Genomic DNA, 15694 nt, shown 5'->3' with positions numbered 1-15694 from the left:
AGTGAGTATATTCTCTTATCATTTAGCCGAGATTCCCTTTTTTGAAGCGATAAGAGGCATATTCTCCACTCCTATTTCCAAAAACACCAAAGGACTGATTCACTCCGAATATATGACCGTGATGACCTTAGGTTCTCCCATCATTTCAACCTCCAGAGTTTTAATAGGACAAGTAGCGGTTTTTGCACAATGGGAAAATGAAATTGCACTTCAAAACTATTTGGAACAAACCAGTTTTGGAAAAATATTGGCTAAAGGTTGGCATGTACGATTGACTTTTATAAGGGAATGGGGAAAATTCAGTGGATTCAAAATCCCGCAGCATAAAGATAAATTGGAAAGCCCAAATTCTCCCGTAGTTGCCGTGACCATAGCCAGAATGAAGCCTTTTGCCGTACCGCGGTTTATTCATTGGGGAAGGCCTGTGGAAAAACTGGTAAGAGACCATCCAGGGACTACCCTTTCTTTAGCATCAGTGAAGTTTCCAAATACTGTTTCAACTTTTTCAATTTGGAAAACCGAGAAAGAAATGACCGACATGGTTCATGGACATAGTGCTGTGGAAAAACCAAAAAGACACAATGCTGCAATGAAAGAAAGAGAACGCAAAGACTTTCACTTTGAATTCACGACTTTAAGGTTCAAACCTATTGCCGAATTTGGTACTTGGAAGGGCCAATCGAATTATATTCCCAAAACTTAAAGAATTTTAGGGTAAATGGGAACACCGCATAAAAAACAAACTTTTCAAGATTGGATCACACAGCAATGGGTCATTCTTTTTGGCCATAGAATTGACAGAATAAATCACCAATGGCTACTCGGCCCTTTTGGTGGGACAAATGGTATTGGTCTCAAATTCATCAGTCAATTAGCGGAAAGTAAAAATTTGGTTATTGATGACCAAACAGAAGCAAGGGGATTGATCCAATCAATAGACCAACTAAATATACCTGAAAACGAATTGGCAACCCTGTCCCAAAGTGTAATTGATTTTTATGAAAACACATCCAATTATGACCTTCAATTAAAAGTCAAGTGGAATCCATTCTTTAAGGTTTTTGGTGTTTTACTTAGAATAATTTTCAGTAAAAGAATAGAGCAATTAAATGTTCCTATTGAAAACATTGCGGATTCTAAAGGATTGAAAAGCGAAATAATCCATTTGCTTGATAAAAAAACGAATGAACTAAAACGGACAATCTGGCTCAGATCATTTAAGACAACTGGGCAAGTAGTATATTCAGGAGTATATGAAACTTGTACCCTCCCTTCGGGTCAGGCGTGTATAAAGGCAATTTTTCCTTTACCAAATGGAAGTGCAACAGTCATTTTAACTCCCAGAGTCGGTGAGAATGGCGACCTAATCTTGGAGTCATCGGGAAGACAAATTGGCGATAGTGGATTTTACTTTTTGTTAGAAGACTCAAAAGGAGAACTATGGGCAAAATTCATCAAATCATTTAAAGATAAACTGGTAGTAACTGGCGAGAATGGAAAAATAACTGCTATACAAACGCTAACTTTATGGAATTTAAGGGTTTTGCGTTTTGAATACAGTATAGAGAGTATAAGGCCCAAGTAACTCTAAACTTAAATGAACAATGCCGAAGATTGAATTGAAAACTGAAATTAAAGCCGATATAGAAATCGTTTTTGATTTATCCAGAAGCATTGATTTGCATAAAATTTCAACCGAACAGACAAAAGAAGAAGCAATAAAAGGCAAAACTTTCGGTCTCATTGGCAAGGGTGAATGGGTAACGTGGCGAGCTAAACATTTTGGATTCTATCAAACCCTGACTTCTAAAATTGTTGAATTTGAAAGACCAGAATACTTTGTAGATGAAATGGAAAAAGGGGCCTTTAAAAGTTTTAGGCATCAGCATTATTTTACAAAATCTGATTTCGGTACCTTGATGATTGATTATTTTGAATATAAGTCACCATTAGGCTTTTTGGGAAACCTTGCTGATAGCTTGTTTTTGGAAAAATACATGAAGAAACTACTGGAAAAGCGAAATCAAACGATAAAAGAGTTTGCGGAATCAGAAATGTGGAAAGAAGTACTTAAGAAATAAAAGTCCAAATAAACGATAATATGAAGTTCAAGAAATCTTTACAAATGGCCGTTTGTCTTATTGTTATTTTTCAGTCAGTTTCGTGTAATTCTCAATCTACTAATAGTTCCAACATACAGGGAAATTGGTTTCCAGAATATCTGGGAGATATTAACGAAGCTTATACGGAATTTTATATTGATGATACAAGCGTTTATTATTTTAATCCTACTTCAGAGACAATTTCAACCAACGAATATTATATCACAAATTCAAAATTATATTTCGGAAAGGACAATGGTGATTCTGCCAAGCTCATGGGTACTGTATCTATCAAAAATGATACTTTAACTATTGTTAACGAAGCAGGAAATAGTTCATTCTTGAAACAAAATGAATTACCAAGTTTGGAAGATTTGATTAATGATGATACTTCCTTAGATATTTTTTTCGAGGGATATATTAATCGTGAGGCTGTTTGGAATGAAAATAAGTACAAGCCGTAATAGAAATAAAGTTCAAATAAACGATAGAAAAACAACTCTCCAAATCCTTTTAAAAATCAAGAAATTTATATCGATATCACTGCTTTTTACCACGTTGTTTCTGTCATGTAATGATTCTGGAAAAGAACAAAACTTGACAAAGGAACAAATAAAGGAAGTCCATCAATTTGTTGGAAACTTGAACAGTGCCCTTAAAAATTTTGAATTCGATTTCATTAAAAAAGCTTGGAACCATACCCTATTCAAACAGAGAATTGGAAAATTGGGCAATATAGGTCACGGGGTATTTAACCATGTATATGAAACTACGGTAAAGGGAAATGTTGAAAACCACAATTTGGACTTGATCAACAGGGTCAAACATTCAGGTGCCACTTTGAAGCATATCAAAACCAACATCATAGACACCTATGCAGAAATAACTTATATTCTTATCGAGGATGGATATTATCATTTAACGCGGTACAGGGTTGATTTCCATGAAGGGAAACCATATCTGACCGACATATATAGCTATAAAGATGATCAATGGTTTAGTAAAAGCATGCGGGATGTGGTGCTATTGAACACAAAATACACAGCCTTCTCCCCAAAACGGCATGAAGCAAATAGGGCACTGGTGAACTATCGCAATGCAATAGACAGTGGCGATTTTGAACTGGCACTGCTCTCTCTTGAACAAATTCCGCCAAGCCTACAGATTACCAATGAATTTAAGATTGCCAAAATCAATACGGCCGCAAATATCAGCGATTCACTTTTACTAAAAACCATTGAAGAAGTTGACGATTCACAAAACGTGAACAATATTTACGTGGATTACTTAATGGCATTATACTTAAATGATTCACTTTATCAAGATGATGTGAACGTCAGGATGCGTATGGAAATTGGGATTTCAAAACCTTTGTTAGATTCTCTAAATACAGAGGGCCTAATATGGAACTAGATTCAGCAGAAATCGCTGCAATAATTTCAATCTAAATAAAGGGCAAACGGAACGCAGAGAAGTGCTGCAAGCACCCCAAATCTTACCCCCAACTTTTGCGCATGGATCCTGTCGGGTTTTTGTAGTGTTCGGGTAGATAAGCGTAAAGCAAAAACCCGGTAGGGCGCAACCTACTTCTTGGATTTCAGTAGCCCATGTCCTCTCCCGCTCCCCTGGCCTTATCAACACCCCTTCCAAGAGCTTTGATGATCTTGGCCGCCATTTGCACTTTATTGGTCGGTATACTTGGTGCTTTGACACCCATCGTTTTAAGAAGTTTAAAGGCCATGTCCTTTTCCTTGGTGGGCAGTCCCATTACCTTGGCAAAGAACTTCCCCGGTTCTTTGGCATGGGCCTTTCTACCAACATAGGATTCCACATAGTTTCGCTTAAACCCTGTTGTCCTATCAAAGGTCTTTTCGGCTGCTTGGTAAAAACTGTCCCGATCAAATCCCCTCTTGACCGTCTTTCCGTTCAGTTTCACTTCGGATGCCTTGTGCTTGGCCAATGGGGAAAGCGTATAGGTGTTCGTCACGTCCCTTCTGCTCACGATAATATGGATATGGGTCTGTGGCCCTTCTTTATTCATCCCTGCGGCCACCAGTTGCCCGTTCTGTTTGTGCGGGGCCAATCTTTCCTGCTCTTTGATCCTTTTTTCAAGGGCTTTGACATTCCCGATGGACTCGCCCCGTTCCACTTTCCGTATCTCGTTCCTGAGCCTTGCAATTTCTCCCCGGTAAGGTGCATTTTCCTGTACCTGTTTGTCAAATCCCCGATAGGTACGTTCATGCTCGATCTTGGCGTAATATTTCAGGTTCTCGGCCTTGACCTCTTGGTTACGATGGAAGCTCTTGGCATAGTCCTCCATGAGCTTCCTTGTGTATTCCCTTAGCAGGTTTGGGTCATTGCCAATGGCCTTGAGTTCCCTTTGGTTGGGACTTACCACTAAGGAATAGAACTTGGGGTCTTTCTGCCTCAGTTTGGCCGTATTGGCATCTATTTCATCGATGACCGTTTGAGGGCTTACGCTGTCGTTCTCTTGGTCAAAGAATTCCTCCCTTTGTTCGGGCAATCTGTCCTCGTTTTCCTTTTCCAGATAGTCCACATAGTTCCCCACACTGGAGTTATAGGTACTGCCCATTTTCTGTGCTGAGATGGTGAGGTACATGACTGTTATCTTAATTGATGTTTAATACTTTCAAAATCCCCGATGCTCATATTGATTTTTAGATAGGGCTTTCCCATCATCGGCTCCACCTTTTCAACGTTGTTGAGGATTTCATTGCAGCGTTTTTTATATTCATTGAATTCTTGCAGCATTCTATTGTGCTCAACTTTTGGAACGGTATTCCTTGGCTCCAAAAAATCCTTTCGCTCTTTCTGTATCTTGACGGGTTCAGGTTTGGGTCTCTTCCCATCCTTTACATAGGCCTCATAAAGGATGAGCACCATTTCATAGGTGGGCCGGATACTGGTCTTTTCCATGTTCTTGATAATGGCGATGAGCCTATCAAATTTCTTCATCATCTGACGCTCCAATTTTTTGATACTGTCAAGGATGATCTTTGTTCCCTCACCAAAAGGGTCAAGGTTGTTCTCCTTGAAGTATTGCATCATTCCATCCAACACTTCGCTATGGGACTTGTTGAACCTTTTGGAATAACTGCGAAAACGTGTGGCCGTTTCCTTCTTTACGGTGATATTGGAATAACCACCGCTTCCTTTCTTTGTTCTATTATTGGTTTTTTGCTTTTCCATAGGTGCGATTTTGTTTTTTAGTGAAATTGCGTCAATTTTTTCGTCAAAAATTTCCAGTGTTTATAGGGCTTCCCAAAGGGTTTACTGTAGATTTTGGAAAAGTCTACTGTAGCCCCTGATTTTGTACAGTATTCCAAAATCACTTCAATTGACTGGTTTTCAACTTGTTGAAGACCCGAAAACAACCGTGATGGCGCAATTTGCGCATCACCCTCTTGCTATTCATTTGTCCCGCGAGCGGGACCGAATAAATACAGCTTGATTGAAAATCAGCTGCCACATAAATATTCTTTGGTTTGTACGGACTTTTGGAAAGTCAAATCAAATAATCAATGCCGTACTATTTGTGTTCCAAGACACTTTATAAATATATTCAATTTTATTCATTTTCTTGTTGTCCAACAACCAAGGTAGATTTTACATATGAATGAGGCTTGGTATCCTCTGTGACAGAAATGGGAACATAACGGAAAAGACAATTATAAAACGGAAGCTTTGTTCTCCTAATCTAATTTAGTCTCGGTAATAACTTTTGTCTTGGAAAGAGAATCATGAAATTTATATCCTTTTCTTTCAAAGAAAAAGGATATTGGATCAAATGGGAATAACCTAATTAATGTCCTAATAAAAATCTGTTTGCCATTCGGCTTATGACCATATAAATCAACAACCTTTGTGTTTGTAATCATTTTTCCAAAAGTTTTTTGAATCCTGGTCTCCATAAGGACATAATATCCTAAGTAAAAAAATAAGCTAAGACGGAAAATCAATCTAAACTTATTCTCCATCATATCTCCAAGAAAAATTGCCGACAAAGAAACAATCGAAAAAATAATCAATGTGTCAATCAAAAAGTTGATAAATCGTTTCGTTTTTGAGGCGGTGTAGACATCGACTCTTTCCAATTCGACTTTATTTGTCATTAATTCGGACTTTATTCGCTGAAAATATTCTTCATTGATGTTCCGCAATTCAATTTCTTTTTCAGCGGCTTCAACAGCTAGTGATTGGTAGTTTTCGCGTTCACTAGTCACTATCTTAATCAACTCATCATCTGTACGTTCAGACATTACTCTTGCAAATTCGTTTTCCATATTAGGCTTTTATATAACCGCGTTTAGATTAAATTAGGGACAGTTACCCACACACTTACCATTATTGTCCAAGACAATCTTCTTATCATTTTTAAAAGCGTAAATAGGTTCTCCTTTCTTTTGGAGATCAGTTGAAAGTGCATCATAATAGTACGGAATAATCAATTTTCCCTTTTTATTTATGGCCCCAACCAAACCATCTTTTGTTACCTTACTGAGAACCCCGTTTAAATATGATATTTCATCATAACTGTTTTTGACCTGTGACTTTCTGCCAGTTTCATATATAAAGATTGAACTTAATCCTGTTGACTCTAAGACACAATAATCATCGCTTACATCGGTTCGAATAGTTCGATATTTTGGAGATTGAATCTCTTCACCACTTTTGGCAATCAATCCTAAAAGTCCCTCGTTTGTTGTTACTAAAATTGAAGACGACAACGATCTATTCTCTATTTTGTCATACATTTTAGAAGCTTCATAGCCACTCTTCCCATCCAACAAAGTAACCTTTCCCTTCTTGTCCCCTATAACAATTCCTTTTCCAATAGAATAAATTCTAGTATAGATAAATGGGGTTATTTCTTCCTGTTTATAGTTGAGCAACCCGTAATTACCATCTCTCATTGCAACGATGTCAAATGTGTCCCTGCCTATCTCCATAGAGTTGGATATTTTAGCATACTTGTTTGAATAAGTAATCTTTCCACCAATTCCGTTTAAGAAAAAGAACATCCCATCTTCCTTTACCATTACACCGAGATAATGACGTTTCATGTACTCATATTTCGGCGCAACAATATACTTTCCATTTTTATCGACCAACCCCCAGAGACCATTTTCTTTTACTGCGGCATATTCCTCCAATACATAGTTTACTTCTTCAAAATCAGTTTCGTTTTCTAATATAAAATTTGAATCAACAGTACGGGTCATATTTCCACCAAAATAGGTCTTTGCAACTTTCCATGTTTTCTCCTCACAACTGAATGGGGCATTTGAAAGTTCAATATCAATCCCATAATCCAAAATGACATCTGAATAATAGTCACCGTTTAATTTAGATTTACCGTGAGCATGTGATCTTATCATCACCTTTTGACCTACATAACTGAAACGTACTTTATGAAAAAATTTAGTTTTTTCTGGAAATACAATGTTTGCTTTAATAATCTTGACAAAATTCTCGTAGAGACATTTTTCCTGAGTATTTAATTCTGTAACTAATTTAGTTGTAAACATCTCTTGGCCATATCCATGGAATATTGATAATGACAATAACATAATGGTCTTAATAAAATACTTCATAAGCTTAGTTATTATGAGCCTGCCCAATAGCTCAACATATCACATCAAAAGAATAGGGCATATCAATCCAATGGTATAGTTTATAAATCTTTAAAATGTAATGTTATTCTCCTTTTTTCAACGTTTTATGTAAAAAGAAAGTATATATGAGTAAAAAATATACACTAAAAACCGTTTTATGGCCAAACCTTCAAAAATTAAAACACCTTTATTGTTTTTAAATTCATTTTGATTTCAATTGGAATCAAACGGAAGAAAACATTTGTCTGAAAAATGTTGGCTTTTTTTGCTAACTCGAAGTAAATGTGAATGTATTACAGTCGTCAATTTAACACTAAGCAGAAATTTTTATTACTTCCCGGTTGTTTGCTTATCATTTTGCAGTTCCATTTGGCCGATAAGGTTCTGCATATCCTCTCCTATTTTATGTTCCAATACCTTTGCATAAATCTGGGTAGTGGACAGTTTGGTATGGCCGAGCAGTTTGGAGACTGTTTCTATCGGGACTCCATTAGATAGGGTTACCGTTGTTGCAAAAGTGTGCCTTGCCGTATGGAATGTGACCCTTTTATGGATTCCACAGGCTTTACTGATCTCCTTCAAATAAAAATTCACTTTCTGGTTGCTGAAAACAGGTAAAAGGATATTGTTGATTTTCCTTTCAGAAGATCCTTCATATTTCTTGATGATATCCCTTGCCTGAGGTAGCAATGGTATTTTGAGTCTTTCATCGGTCTTCGTCCTTGTGGTAAACAACCAATCATTGCCGTCTATTCCTTTGATAACATTGTCGGGACTAAGTGCTTTTACATCTATATAGGATAGGCCTGTATAGCAGGAGAACAGGAATACATCCTTTGTCTTTTCAACGCCTTGTTTTGTAAAACTGGTTTCTTCTATGAGTCCAAGTTCCCTTTTTGTCAAATGCTCCCTTTGGGCTTTGACAAAATGCAGTTTATAGTTCTCAAAGGGATCCTTTGATACCCATTCCATTCTTACCGCCAACCTTGACATTTTCTTTAGGCGTTCCATGTGCTTCATGGCCCCATTATTGGTACACTTGGTTCTTGTCGATGGCCTGTACTTTCTTAGATACTGTTCAAAGTCGGATATAAAACGGTAATTCAATTTTTTGAGCTTAATATCCTCCACACCATATTCCTCCTTTAAAAAGAGATTTATGCACCGTTCGGTAATATGGTAGTTCTTTCTGGTTCCGGGGCGCAATGAGGTGTGCATGGTTCCATTGTGGTAGGCAATCAATTGTTTCAAAGTTTTGCCTCCATCATCTTCCCCAAAGAACCTTGCTTTTATGGCTAATGGAGTTATTACCTTCTCTTCCACCATCAATAGCCTATGGGCCTCATGTAGGCCTGTATAAATATGGTCCAGGTACTTGTTAAGGGAAATCACATAACTGGAAAATCCCTTGCCCCTTTTACGGCTATTGTCCCATAAATTAGATTTGATTTCCCGATTTATGCTAAAATCGGTGCGCTCACCGTCGATGGTAATCCTACAATAGACAATCCGGTTCTCGGATTGCATCTTGTGCTTTCTTGTAAAGAAATTGATTGTTAAACGATTGTTTTTCTGCATGTTGTAACCTTTTAGAGTGTGAATACTGTGAAAGTCAAAACACAAGAAAAATGGCTCTAAAAGTCATTTAAAGTTACAACAAGAACTGTAAGTGTTTGCTCCCGATGGGAACACGCTTGATATGATTTTATATGGTTTTAAATGAATTCAAACGATATGTCTAAAAACACAAAACACTGAAAATCATAAGATTAACAGTGTTTTAATTTTACTTAAATAAGTTAAGTCGGGGTGGCAGGGATGGAATCCCCATCATAACCCACTATATGCCAGAATCTTAATTTTCAATTTCTCCAACAGGACATCCTATAGGACATCGTCGTGTGAAAAATGGGCTTTCACATTATAAATGTAGTGAATTGGTTTCAATTCGGCGCAATGATTATTAGGGAAAAGAATACTTCATGAAATGATGGATCCTTGGCCCACATATCAGGAATTTCCACTGCCAAATGCTTCAACGGCCTCTTTGATATCCTCCTTTATAAACTCCCAGTATTTTCCACAGAGGCAAACAGGGTCAAAGTCATCGTTTGCCCTTTCAAAATTGGTGAAATTATGTATAATCAATGCCCTGTCATGGCCATAAGGGTATCGCTGTTTGTGCAATTGTAACATCTCCCCTATCCCATAATCATTAAGCAGTTCATGCAGGTCCCAAAAATCCTTTTTCCTTCCCTCACGCTGTACCACATCCAACTTCATGGCAATGATTTCTTCAACAGAGGCCAAACGGATTCCATCCTCGATTATTTCAGGAGTTATAAAATCATCCGTGTGGAACACATCCAGCTTTACGGCATTGTCCTTGTCGTTACCAATTAGATAGGATTTTCCCATCCCAGGGAACAAATCCCGAATATCGCCCACGTAAGGGAATTGCCCGTCCAGATACTTATCTATGGCCTTAAAATCAATGGAACCGTAGGGCTTGTCACTAAAAAGGTCTATATCCACCGATTCGCGATGCCCTAAATGCAGGCTCAGGGAGGTTCCCCCAACCAACCTAAAGCCTTCAAATTCCTTGGTGCCCATCAGTTTGACAAGGCTCTCTTTTAGCAAATCGCTTACCGTATTGTAATGTAGCACATTGGACAGTTTAAAGTGAAGTTGCTATTTTATTTATGGATTTGGCGATCAAAGTAACTTTTCCGTCTCCATAGAAACGGGAAATCTCTTCCCGCTCTTCCACATTGCCCCGCTCAAGGACACGACGGATAACGGCCTTGTATTGCCCGTCCCAATCAATACTTTCGATATCGGTATCCCAGAAAAGGGATTTTCGTAAAATCTTAAAATTTGGTGTTCTTGACCTTTGTCCTTCTTTCTCTTTTTTGATATCATAAAAAGCCTGTAAAAGAACAAGGCTCCCCTCCTCCAACCCTAATTTCTCCTCTATTTTAAGGGCAAGAGCAGTATTAAGGCCTCGTCTTCCCTTGGTAATGGCGTTCAGGGTCTGGGGGTGTTCATCTATGGACAGGGCAAAAGGACGCTGTTTGAGCGAGCGCTTTTTAAATTCCCTTTCAAGGACCCTACCAGGGTGTATCCCCCTATATTTTTCTGTATAAGAAGTCATATATACAAATATAAACAAAATTGTTTACATTTTAATGCAATATGTATGCCATTATAGCCCATGGAATTTAAGTACTATGGAACCTTATAACCCTTGTTGACCATTCTTCCAAACATTCGTTTCGAGATAAAAGCATCCACAACTTTGTCCTAATTGAAAAGGTCGGTTCACTTCCCGACGGGTATTGTTCCCTAATTGTAACTGGATTTCCAGGTATTTCCATCCATATATTTGGAAAAAACAAGACCATGGAAACTATGAAAAAAACAATATTTCCTCTATTCTTTTCTTTGTCGATTCTTGCATGTAAGAACAAGGAGCCCAAACCATTGGTTTCTATGGAAATTCCCAATGAAACTTTTGTTTTGGACGGAATTACCATCAACGATCCGCATACTGTTGAAAACCTGCGTTTGTTTATCCTAACGGGAAGGGAGAACATTTTAGGGAAACCATACAAGGTGCTGTCGGAAGCCATGTCCCAAAAGCAAGTTGACGTAAAAGAGACCGGGTCCGTCAATCAACTCACCATAGACAACAACGGTGATGATCATGTGTTCATACATTCCGGGGATATCTTAAAAGGGGGAAAACAGGACAGAACCATTGCGTACGATGTAATTATACCGCCAAGGGCCCAAAATATTCCTTTGGAAAGCTTTTGTGTGGAACAGGGCAGATGGGAACAACGGGCCGATGAAGAGGTGGTAGCCTTTAGTTCCAATTCAAAAATGCTGTCATCCAAAGACCTAAAGTTAGCGGCCAAACACGACAAAAACCAAGGTAGGGTATGGAGCAAGGTCTCCGAACAAAAGACCCATTTAAATGAAAAGCTTTCCGTTAAAAACGGATATGCCATAAACGTAGCCGATGAAGTCTCCGAGACCAGTTTGCAGTTGGCTTTGGAAAATGAAGAGTTGAGCAAGGCCAAGGAGGCCTATCACGATGCGTTAAAAGATTTGATCGACACCCCGGATGCCCTCGGCTATGCCTACGCCATCAATGGGGAAATACACGGCGTGGAAATCTACAATAACACCCGACTTTTTAAGGATTTATGGGACAAAATACTGGAGTCCGTTGTCGTGGAAGCTATTGGCAAAGAGGGGGAGGAAAGCAGTACACCAAAAACCAAAAAAGATGTTTTGGACTTTATGAAAGCAGGAAAGTCAAACGATAAAAAAACAGTCAAGAAACTTAATCGGCTTACCAATTTTGAGACTCTTGAAAATAAAGCTGGACATCTTGTTTTTACGACCACGGATTTGGAATGGAAAAAATGGGTTCACAAAAGTTTTATGGAAGTCGATACTACGACTTACGACCGTAAAATGGGGGTTGACAATATGCGATTTCAAAATCACGAATAGTTGCCTGATACGGTATGATGGAAAATTCAGTGATAGGTAGGTTGTTTAGACCTTTATTTATTGGATTGGATATCTGAACTCAGAACTACTACCCTACTCCCGTTCCGTTCCCTCGACTCGATTTCAAGATGCTCCCTATCGCCCAGAACAAACTTGGGCATAACGAACACGAACCTCTTGTAAAGCCCATCCATGATGCTCTCGGGCATATCATGGACATACAAAGGTCTTAATCCAGTCCTTTGATGGGAGGCCTTTTTGGTCCTGTTGCCGTTTACGACATAGATATGGCAATAATCGATGTCAAAATTGATGCCCGAAGCGTTCCTTACCTTGACCACCAAATAGGTCTCGTTGCCATCATAGGCCATTTTCTCCAATTGCAGTTTCATCCTCTTTTTGATTGTGGTGGCCAAGGGTGGGTAATCGGACTTCAATAAGTACTCACTGGCCCTTTTAAAATAGGCCTTCTTTTGCATACCAAGAGTATCAATCCTTGGGACTTCCATTGTAGGGTCCGGGTTCGGCACTCCATTTCCGATACTTTCATGCTCCCATATGAAACGGTTCAAGATGGGCAGTTCCCTGGCATATTTGAGGATATAGGAATACACCTTTCCGTCATTAGTAACTACCAGAAGATTACTCTCCGTTCCGGGCTTGGCCTGTAACAGCCCAAAGTGCTGTTCCTTTTCCCGGTTATAAGTAAATACAAAATGGGATGCCCCAGTGATTCCTTGTCGAATAGGTTTGGGAAAAAACAGGGCCACATTTTTTTGGTCGTTGGCATATAGGGTGTCAATGGATTGCTGTGCCTGGAGGGCGAAGGAGTTGAATGTTATAGCAAGGGTTATAATGAAGATTCGCATGGTCATAGATTTTCTTTTAATACTTTTTCGATGTCAATTGGTTTTCCAAAGACTTGGGCTGGAGTGGATTTTGGCAGTTTTAATATGAGCCGGTAATTGTCCAATATGGTGACCTTGACACTTCGGTGGTTCTTTTGGAAAATCTTTTTGATGCCTTTGGCCCCAGTATTGGTAATACCGGATATATCGGGCATGCCCGGAACATTGACATCCCCCACCATATCCCCAATGACCTCATGGGCGACCTCCGACCTAAAGGTGTTCACGATATAGATGCCTTCTTCCCCATCCTGCATATCATGGGCCGTGAGTTTTACGGGAATGTGTCCGATGTTGGAAATCTCCACCATGGTCCTATGGGGCTTAAAACTGACAAAGCCGTATAGTTGGGTATTTCTTGGATAGAACTTTCCATAAATGATGGCATCCTTTGTTAACCGCATTTTTAAGCGGTAATCTTTTCGCACGGTCTGGGTACCATCGACCCGGACGTAAATAAATGCATCCGTATTTCCAGATTCAAGGGTTGCATTCTTAATGGGATAAGAAGCGAAGAACAATTGGTGTTCCAATTCCAATTCCTTTGCCGCTACCTCCCTATCCTTTTTATCGATTTCATTTAAGGTGTCCTTTTCCCTTTCTAGAGAGGGTTCAGGTCTTTGGGCTCTATTTCCGATATGCTGATACCGCTGGTCCTCATACCGTAACTGGCCCATTTGGTAGATGCTGTCAATAATGCGTTGTTTTTCATATTCCATGTAATCGGGATTGAAATACCCTTTTTCGTCCACCATATGGTCCGGATAAATCGACGGGGCCGTAACCTCCCGTTCCTTTTTGATATCGTCCAGGGCCTCCAGTTTGGTCTCGTACTCCTTTTGACCACCCTCTAGTTCCGGTACGGGAATCTGGTTGGCGTCCATTGCAGGCACATCGTCATCGCCTAGTACCATTACCGAATAGCCTATCAGAAAAAGGAGGGTGCAGAGCAGCACGGCCGAGAATACGATTTTGTTCTTTTCTATTTTCATCGATCTATGTTTTCAAAATGCCCACCCGCCTGTGGTCGGGCAGGTTATGGGCCTTCATTTGGTTCCATTTTTCGTAAGGTGTTCTCAAAAAAATCCGTTATCAACAACCCATGGGTATTATGGGGAAAGTTCCGGTCTACATGGACCAGTTTCCCCGTGGTCACCAATTCATAGGTATCGGTCACCTGCCCCCGATTGATCTCAAAGACCGTCCTGGTCTCAAACGCATAGGGTTCTTTTTTTATATCAATCTTGGTATCGATAGACAATACACGTTGCACCAAGGAATATTGCAACAACCGATTGTAAACCCCATCGGCCTTTTTCTGCCGATAGAGGGCATCCACTGAGGAGTTGCCCAGCCACAGGGCCTTTTCGAGGTTTCGTTCATAATTACTAGCATCAATATGATAGAAATGGGTATGGAAAAGTTCCAGATGGGCCTGGGCCTCCACCATAAGGTTTTCGCGCTGCGATACCAATTTCAAGGGAATCACTTGGCCTTCGGTACTGATGGCAAAGGCAGAGTCAACCGCCTGTCGGTATAGTTTTACCATCATAACTATGGCGGTGATGCTCGTCAAAGTGGCCCCGGTCACCACGGACAGTACGACAAAACGGTTCTGTTTCAATACCTGGTAAATGTTCTTAAAGGGTGTCTTCATTAGTTGATTGTTTTTTATGATGGTCTATCCACCGTTAAAGAGGCGTAACGTGAACGAGATGGATTTCCGATATAGCTTGAATTTCAACAGGACGATAAACCCGATGGATCCCAATTGCAGCACGGGCGCAAAAAATGCGCTGCCCCAATCCGTTCCGAACAGGTTGCCCCAAAAGTTGGTATTGATCTCCGTGTACAGATTGTTGATGAACACATTGACCAGAAAAAAGGCCGGTACGATCATATAAACCCCGGCATATAGCTTAAAGAAGGTATAGGCCAATGACCGAAATCGTTCGAATACCGCCAAGCTGATGACCAAAGGAAAGAAGGCCTGCATGATCCCCAAAAGGAAAAAACGTTCGGCAAGGAACAGGGGATAGATAAAAATGTCCAACAGCCACAGGAACATCCCGATGATAAAGGCCAGTATCTTTAATCCATAGAGTGGGGTCACCAAAGCCTCGTATAACAGTGCCATGGCCTTTTTGGCGGCCTCCAGGGCACCCACTTCCCGTTCCAGGTCCACGTCCTGTAGCTGTAACGGGAGGAGTGCCGGGGCCGTGTCTCGATAACTCGATTCAATGGCCACCAATATGCCGTCGAAGACTTCGAGTACCTGAGTGGAGAAAATGACCACAATGACCACGGCAAAGTTACGGGCCAGATCTGCGGGTTTCAGCCCCCAGGTATAACCTTCGTTGGTGGCCACGCCCTCGTTGTACTTCTTCAGGATATTGATCAAAAAAAAGAGTACGGCCAGGGCTTTCATCCCCGTAAGGGTATATCGGGAGAAATCACTGTCCTTTATCGTCCGGAAGACCGTGTCCACATACTCCAATCCTATGCCCAATGCAATCCCCAACAT

The 15694-nt window shown here is 40.0% G+C and carries 17 protein-coding genes; 6 read left to right on the top strand and 11 right to left on the bottom strand.

Going from position 1 to position 15694, the window contains the following annotated elements; translation table 11 throughout:
- Position 1 precedes the first annotated feature (1 nt).
- The 5 genes from GVT53_RS04015 to GVT53_RS03995 all read left to right on the top strand — a co-directional run bounded on the left by GVT53_RS04015 (position 2) and on the right by GVT53_RS03995 (position 3515).
- Complete coding sequence (locus GVT53_RS04015) at positions 2–703, top strand: hypothetical protein (RefSeq protein WP_166247535.1); 702 nt, start codon at positions 2–4, stop codon at positions 701–703.
- Between the two features lie 15 nt (positions 704–718).
- Positions 719–1585 (top strand): hypothetical protein, encoded by an 867-nt coding sequence (locus GVT53_RS04010; protein WP_166247534.1) that lies wholly within the window; start codon positions 719–721, stop codon positions 1583–1585.
- A 19-nt stretch (positions 1586–1604) separates the two neighbouring features.
- A complete protein-coding gene (locus GVT53_RS04005; RefSeq protein WP_166247533.1) occupies positions 1605–2081 on the top strand; it encodes an SRPBCC family protein in 477 nt (158 codons plus the stop codon).
- 20 nt (positions 2082–2101) lie between these two features.
- Positions 2102–2566, top strand: coding sequence for a hypothetical protein (locus tag GVT53_RS04000; protein ID WP_166247532.1), 465 nt, complete (start codon positions 2102–2104; stop codon positions 2564–2566).
- A gap of 133 nt (positions 2567–2699) precedes the next feature.
- Positions 2700–3515, top strand: a complete 816-nt coding sequence (locus tag GVT53_RS03995) for a hypothetical protein (protein WP_166247531.1) — start codon at positions 2700–2702, stop codon at positions 3513–3515.
- A gap of 184 nt (positions 3516–3699) precedes the next feature.
- Here the strand turns inward: GVT53_RS03995 and mobB are convergent, their stop codons facing one another.
- From mobB to GVT53_RS03960, 7 genes are all read right to left on the bottom strand, one after another.
- On the bottom strand, positions 3700–4722 hold the full coding sequence (gene mobB / locus GVT53_RS03990; RefSeq protein WP_166247530.1) for a MobB family relaxase: 1023 nt from the start codon (positions 4720–4722) through the stop codon (positions 3700–3702).
- A gap of 5 nt (positions 4723–4727) precedes the next feature.
- Positions 4728–5312, bottom strand: coding sequence for a BfmA/BtgA family mobilization protein (locus GVT53_RS03985; RefSeq protein ID WP_166247529.1), 585 nt, complete (start codon positions 5310–5312; stop codon positions 4728–4730).
- Between the two features lie 503 nt (positions 5313–5815).
- Positions 5816–6406 carry an RDD family protein gene (locus tag GVT53_RS03980; protein WP_166247528.1) on the bottom strand — a complete coding sequence of 197 codons (591 nt, stop codon included), beginning with the start codon at positions 6404–6406 and terminating at the stop codon, positions 5816–5818.
- Between the two features lie 33 nt (positions 6407–6439).
- Complete coding sequence (locus GVT53_RS03975; RefSeq protein WP_166247527.1) at positions 6440–7717, bottom strand: WG repeat-containing protein; 1278 nt, start codon at positions 7715–7717, stop codon at positions 6440–6442.
- Between the two features lie 351 nt (positions 7718–8068).
- Positions 8069–9316: a site-specific integrase gene (locus GVT53_RS03970; protein ID WP_166247526.1), complete on the bottom strand. Its 1248-nt coding sequence runs from the start codon at positions 9314–9316 to the stop codon at positions 8069–8071.
- A 432-nt stretch (positions 9317–9748) separates the two neighbouring features.
- Entirely contained in the window at positions 9749–10405 is a 657-nt protein-coding gene (locus tag GVT53_RS03965; RefSeq protein WP_205791881.1) for a nucleotidyl transferase AbiEii/AbiGii toxin family protein, read from the bottom strand.
- Positions 10406–10415: 10 nt separating this feature from the next.
- The gene (locus tag GVT53_RS03960; RefSeq protein ID WP_166247525.1) at positions 10416–10892 is read right to left on the bottom strand and encodes a helix-turn-helix transcriptional regulator; all 477 of its coding nucleotides are present in this window, start codon (positions 10890–10892) and stop codon (positions 10416–10418) included.
- 338 nt (positions 10893–11230) lie between these two features.
- Here GVT53_RS03960 and GVT53_RS03955 point away from each other — a divergent pair, with 338 nt between their 5' ends.
- A complete protein-coding gene (locus GVT53_RS03955; protein WP_166247524.1) occupies positions 11231–12262 on the top strand; it encodes an ARPP-1 family domain-containing protein in 1032 nt (343 codons plus the stop codon).
- A 53-nt stretch (positions 12263–12315) separates the two neighbouring features.
- On the opposite strand, the gene GVT53_RS03950 is transcribed toward GVT53_RS03955, so the two are convergent.
- From GVT53_RS03950 to GVT53_RS03935, 4 genes are read right to left on the bottom strand one after another with little or no spacing between them, the layout of a single operon-like run.
- Positions 12316–13131 (bottom strand): DUF4138 domain-containing protein, encoded by an 816-nt coding sequence (locus tag GVT53_RS03950; RefSeq protein ID WP_166247523.1) that lies wholly within the window; start codon positions 13129–13131, stop codon positions 12316–12318.
- 2 nt (positions 13132–13133) lie between these two features.
- A complete protein-coding gene (traM, locus tag GVT53_RS03945) occupies positions 13134–14162 on the bottom strand; it encodes a conjugative transposon protein TraM (RefSeq protein ID WP_166247522.1) in 1029 nt (342 codons plus the stop codon).
- Positions 14163–14206: 44 nt separating this feature from the next.
- Positions 14207–14827 (bottom strand): conjugal transfer protein TraK, encoded by a 621-nt coding sequence (locus tag GVT53_RS03940; protein WP_166247521.1) that lies wholly within the window; start codon positions 14825–14827, stop codon positions 14207–14209.
- A 24-nt stretch (positions 14828–14851) separates the two neighbouring features.
- Positions 14852–15694, bottom strand: coding sequence for a hypothetical protein (locus GVT53_RS03935; RefSeq protein ID WP_166247520.1), 843 nt, complete (start codon positions 15692–15694; stop codon positions 14852–14854).

The sequence above is a fragment of the Flagellimonas oceani genome, from assembly GCF_011068285.1.
GTDB lineage: Bacteria > Bacteroidota > Bacteroidia > Flavobacteriales > Flavobacteriaceae > Flagellimonas > Flagellimonas oceani.
Note: the sequence above shows the minus strand (reverse complement) of the source record. Positions and strands in the feature narration are given on the sequence as shown.